Source organism: Streptococcus sp. HMSC056C01 (assembly GCF_001811305.1).
GTDB lineage: Bacteria > Bacillota > Bacilli > Lactobacillales > Streptococcaceae > Streptococcus.
The window spans coordinates 1-5,509 of the sequence record NZ_KV804177.1; the positions used below are offsets into that span (position 1 = coordinate 1).

Consider the following 5,509-nt stretch of genomic DNA (forward strand, 5'->3'; position numbering starts at 1 on the left):
TATTTACTAGACTCATAAAATCAAGGATTCTTCTCTTTTCAGTATCAGAATCTTAATTTTTTTAAGAGAGCTGAAGATAGGGGATCATAATCTTGTATACTGATTCAAAATATGTTGTTGGAACATCAAGTGTTCTTGCAAGAGCAGAATGAGTTTTTTGATCTGGAACGGATTTACTACTTTACCACTTGTTGTACGAAGCTCTATTGATTTTTAATAGATTAGATAGCTCAGATTAGGAATAGTGTTTATCTATTTTGTGTTCTTTAAGACGAATACTAGAAAATATAAGCTAAAACTCCTGTTGCTTTATTATGCAACAATTATGTCAAAATCTTTTTAAGATGCAAGAATAAAGCAATATTCATCTTATCTGTAATTACAATTTTGAAAAATTAACACTATTTATGTGATATAATATTAATAAATAACTATTCAAACTAATATGCGAGGTTTAGGTAGTCTGTATGATATCAAGAATAATATTACAAAACTTTAAACGTTATAAGAATGTTGATTTTACTTGTAACTCAGAAGTTAACATTTTCGTTGGAGAGAATGGTGCAGGAAAGTCAACGCTATTGTATGCTGTTGGATTAGTGCTGAGTGGTAGTCACAGTCAAATTGAAAGAAGTAGTTTGTCTAGTATTATTAACCAAGAAGCGATTTTAGAATTTATGAGCACAAGAGATATCAATCAGATCCCTGAGATCTTTGTTGAAATTTATTTTGATGAATTAAGTACTGAAATTTCCTCTAATTTCAATATAGAAGGGAAACATAACTCTCAAAAAATTAAAGCTTTTGGACTTTCATTAAAAATAATTCCTAATCAAGATTATATAGCTGAAATTACTTCTGTCTTAAATGATAGTAACTGGACAGTCTTTCCATTTGAGTTCTATAGAGTTGAATTTTTGACATTTTCAGGAAAAACCTATTCCTCTTACAATAAACCATATAAGTTTCTACATTCAATAATAAATACGAGTCTTATTGATACACAACAAGAAATTCAAAAACGTATTCATGAGGTATATTTGGATAATATATCAGCTGAGAATAGAGCAAAAGTTAATCATCAATACAGGATAAATTCATTTAATTTTTTAAAGACTTTAAGGAAGGATGAACTGTTGAAGGAGAATGCTTCAGAATTTCAACTTCATTTTGACGAATCAGAAAATTCATTTAGAAATTCAGTATCAGCTGTAAAAAATGGTGTAGATATAAAAAATTTAGGGCAAGGAGAAAAGGTATTATTAGGTGTTGAAAATGCATACAGTCATCTCAAGGAAACGGTTAAAATACTACTTATTGAGGAACCTGAGAATCATTTGAGCTTCCAAAACCTCCAGAAATTGGTTAGAATGCTAAGTTCAAATACAGGTGTTCAAGTTTTTATTGGAACTCATTCAAATATGATTGCTTCAAGATTGGGTGTAGACAATCTTCTTTTTTTAGATAATGGTCAGATATCTAAACTTAAAGGTTTGAAAAAAGATACTGTAAGATTTTTCAAAAAATCTACTAATCAAAATTTATTGAACTTCTCTCTAGGTAAGAAGATAATTCTTGTTGAGGGAAATGCTGAGTATATTTTAGTAGAGAAGTTTTTCGAAATACTCCACTCCAAAAAGCCTGAAGAATTTAATGTATCAATTATTTCTGTAGATGGATTAAGTTTTGAGAGGTATTTAGAAATTGCAACTAACTTTACTGATAAAAAAGTAGTAGTTATCACGGATAATGATGGTGATTACGAAAGTAAAGTACAGTCAAAATATAGTTCTTATCAACAATTCCAGAATATAAAAGTTTCTTCTGATTTAGATAATGATAATCGAACATTTGAGATATGCATTTATAATTGTAACTCGGATTTATTAGAGTCTTCAGGACTAACCAAATCTAATGATTTATTAGAATACATGCTCAGGGAAAAGGCTGAATTTGCACTGAGATTACTAGAACAAATGGAAACTGATAATATAAGGGAAAAATTTATTATACCCAATTATATTAAAGAGGCGATTGAATGGATAATAAAAGATTGATTCATGCTGTTGCTGGAAGTGGCAAAACAACTAAAATAATTGAAAGTATTGATCCTCAAAAAAGAAATCTTATCCTTACGTATACAGAGATGAACCAGAATACAATCAGAGCAAAGTTGATTGAAAAATTTGGCTACATTCCTGAGTCTACTTTTATTTTTGGTGTTTTTGAGTTTCTATATAGTTTTTGCTTAGTGCCATATTTAGGGAAACGACCAAAAGGAATAAATTTTGATTATAAAACTCAAGGAAAATTTGATAAGACTGCTATAGATAATACTGGAAGAATTGTTCAGAATCAACTTTCTAAATCTCTATTAAGGGGTTCATTAATCTATAAGAGGAAAGAAATTAGATTTGATAATTCATATTTGGATAGAATTGATAAATTTTTTGATTGTATTTATGTAGATGAGTGTCAGGATTTTGAGTCAGATGATTTTGATTGGCTTTTAAGTTTAAGTAATCTTAATGCAGAAGTATTTTTATTTGGAGATTTTTATCAAAAAACCTTTAGTACTTCAAGGAGAGGTAATAAAGGAAAAGGGATCCATTCGAATTTTGAGAATTGGTTAAAAGTTATTTCTGATTCAGGATATGAAATTGATTTATCGAGTTTGTCAAAAAGTTATCGTTGTCCCAAAATAGTTTGTGACTTTATTGTTGATAATTTAGCTATTGAAATTTTATCACAGCGAGAAGAAAAGCTTTCTTCCCAAATTACTCTTATCGATTCACAGAAAAAAATAGAATCAATAATGACAGATGACAATATCATGAAACTTTTTTATCAAAAATCTTATGATTATGAATGCAAGAGTCAGAATTGGGGGGATAGTAAAGGTTCTGAATATGACAATGTTTGTGTAGTACTAAATCCAACATCATACAAATTATTCGCAGCTGATCGCTTGAATGAACTTCCTTCACAAACCAAAAGTAAATTTTATGTTGCGTGTACTCGTACGAGAGGGAATCTCTATTTTGTAAATCAAAAAGATATCATAGATTATAAGAAGATAAAGTAAAAGAAATATTATGACAGAACAGTTTTTAAACATACCATTTGTAAGTTATTTTTTAACTACAAATAATCATGATAATCCAAATTTTATTGAGAGAGACACATTCTCCTATCGTTTTAATAGGAACATTGTGACTCATACTCAATCAAGGTATTTAGTTGCTCATATACCTAAAAGTTTTGAAGAGTTAGTTCTTCCTTGGCCTCTATCCTCATTTGTTGAAGAACCAAATTATATTACGGAATACATAAACATAGAGCTGTTAATTAAGAATACAGAGGGTATTATAGATTTAATTAAACAAACTCCTTTAGGCTGCGTTTTCATTCCTGAAGAATTAAAAGATCATCCTATTATTGAACAAATACAAGAAACAACACTACCTGTGATTTTTTTAACAGATGGAGTAGAGATTCCTTTCAGCAAACTACAATTGATTGTTGAAAAAAATAGCATTAATGCTAGTCAGATATTAGATAATAAAGTTACAATCTCTGATAAAACAAAAATTGAGCCGATTAGCATACCTCAAAAGCGCTTTTTGCGACCTTTAGAGATTGCAATCAATCGTAATAGAGGTTTGTACCTATCTATATTTGAAAATGGGCAGGAACCAAAACCATTTGATAACCTAACAACAGAAGAAAAACTAGTGGCAGAGGAACAAGCGATAAGTGATTTGAAATATTATTTAAAGCTCCTAATTGCAGAAAAGTATATCATATATCTTGCAAAACATGAAAAAGGAATTGATTCTTTGATTGAAATTATAAGGAAATGGGATGATTCAATAGATACTGCAGATTTAGACTTTGATATTCTTGAAAAATATTTTTTGAATCTATCGGATTATTTTTTTAAGAGATTTGATGAAATATCTTATCGAACAGATATGGTTTTTGTTTTGCCGATGGTAAATAAAACAAGTGTTGATTTGGTAAATAGAGAGTTTCAGTTACGACTGTCTAAATCAGTTCTTCGGCAGATATATGATTTTTCAGGATATTATGGAATAGGGGACAGCAAAGATATTGAAAAGATGCTATCAATAATTTCTGATAGAGTTCTAGAAAATTTAATCTTAGACTCTTTATCTCTTAATTTTACTTTGGATACAAAATCTCCGTATGTGCGTTTGCCTAACTTACCTTCTAAAGATATTACTTTGTGGTATTCGCATATGTTTAAAAATATAATGAAGAATTCCAATTTATCAGAAATTGAAAAATTCAATAATAATTTCCATAAAATATCTGAGAAGTTAAAGTTATCATTAGATGATGGCTTTATCGATATAATTGTTAAACATGGGAAGCATATAAAATTCATTACAGATGCACCAATTGAATGGGTTAAATATAAAGATACTCCTCTAGGCTTAATAAAATCAATCAGCAGATTGCCAATTATTCCTGGTAATATGCTATTAAACTCTGCAAAACATAATTTAATAACAAAAATTCCAAAAGCTAATGCATCATTTTTAGTAATTAATAGTCTTAATGTATCTGACGGACTATATAATATTGGGAAAAAATTAGGGGAATTATTGAAAGAATATTTTCCTAACTATTGTGTTAATTACTATGAAGTTAGAAATAAAACTGACTTTATTCGTACGATGAATGAAAATCCTTCAACTTTTTTTATTTACTATGGGCACGGTAGTATGCCTGAAATGAGTAGAAATCAACCATATCAGATTGGTAAGCTTCATATTGGTGATGATGAAATTGATATGATTGAGTTATCAAATACTTTAGAAGTTGTACCTGTTATCACAATGTTGGGGGCATGTCAGACACAGGTGTTGGATTCTCATTATTTAAATATTGGAAATATGTTTCTCGGGTTAGGAAGTCAATCAGTATTAGCAACATATTTCCCGGTTGATGGTTTATATACATTTAGTTTAATAGAGTCTATTTTTAGACATCTAAAAAATTTTTTGGCCGATCAATCGCCTGATTATATAAAGAACTGGTCTGATATTATTTTACAAGCTCGACGAACACATTATATCATTGAACCAGTTAATACAATTATTGAATATTTAGATAAAAAGGGTGTTAAATGTCACATTGATCCTATTGTTCTTGGGGAATTTGTGATGAAATACTGTATTGAATGTAGTTTAAAAAATAATACTGAATATCTGTCGATAATGGAACAAAGTGTCATATATAGAAATAAAGCTTACCAAGAATTTTTTAAAAATTTTCCAGAATCAATAAGAATTTTAGTTGATTATATTTTTAAACATAATTATGTTTTTCCTGAGAGTTTATTATTTACTTCACTAGGTTCACCAGAAAAAATCAAATTTGTATAGAGTTTTAAGGTAGAATCAGAGTGTGATTCTACCTTTTGTAATTACAAATAAATTCAACTACGTTTTTATATGTGTTTGAAAAATTGTATAATCTA

Annotated in this window: 3 protein-coding genes; all 3 read left to right on the forward strand. The window is 28.8% G+C overall.

The genetic code is table 11. The features are described from left to right. Positions 1–467: 467 nt before the first annotated feature. From HMPREF2795_RS00010 to HMPREF2795_RS00020, 3 genes are read left to right on the forward strand one after another with little or no spacing between them, the layout of a single operon-like run. On the forward strand, positions 468–2,057 hold the full coding sequence (locus tag HMPREF2795_RS00010) for an ATP-dependent nuclease (RefSeq protein WP_000625577.1): 1,590 nt from the start codon (positions 468–470) through the stop codon (positions 2,055–2,057). Next, a complete protein-coding gene (locus tag HMPREF2795_RS00015; RefSeq protein WP_000369178.1) occupies positions 2,039–3,085 on the forward strand; it encodes an RNA helicase in 1,047 nt (348 codons plus the stop codon). The genes HMPREF2795_RS00010 and HMPREF2795_RS00015 overlap by 19 nt, the downstream gene beginning before the upstream one ends. A 10-nt stretch (positions 3,086–3,095) precedes the next feature. Continuing rightward, positions 3,096–5,414, forward strand: a complete 2,319-nt coding sequence (locus HMPREF2795_RS00020) for a hypothetical protein (RefSeq protein WP_000139177.1) — start codon at positions 3,096–3,098, stop codon at positions 5,412–5,414. Positions 5,415–5,509: the final 95 nt, after the last annotated feature.

What these genes read in the sequence shown, in the direction of transcription:
- HMPREF2795_RS00010 (WP_000625577.1), top strand. Translation starts at nt 468, where the DNA reads ATGATATCAAGAATAATATTACAAAACTTTAAACGTTATAAGAATGTT.
- HMPREF2795_RS00015 (WP_000369178.1), top strand. Translation starts at nt 2,039, where the DNA reads ATGGATAATAAAAGATTGATTCATGCTGTTGCTGGAAGTGGCAAAACA.
- HMPREF2795_RS00020 (WP_000139177.1), top strand. Translation starts at nt 3,096, where the DNA reads ATGACAGAACAGTTTTTAAACATACCATTTGTAAGTTATTTTTTAACT.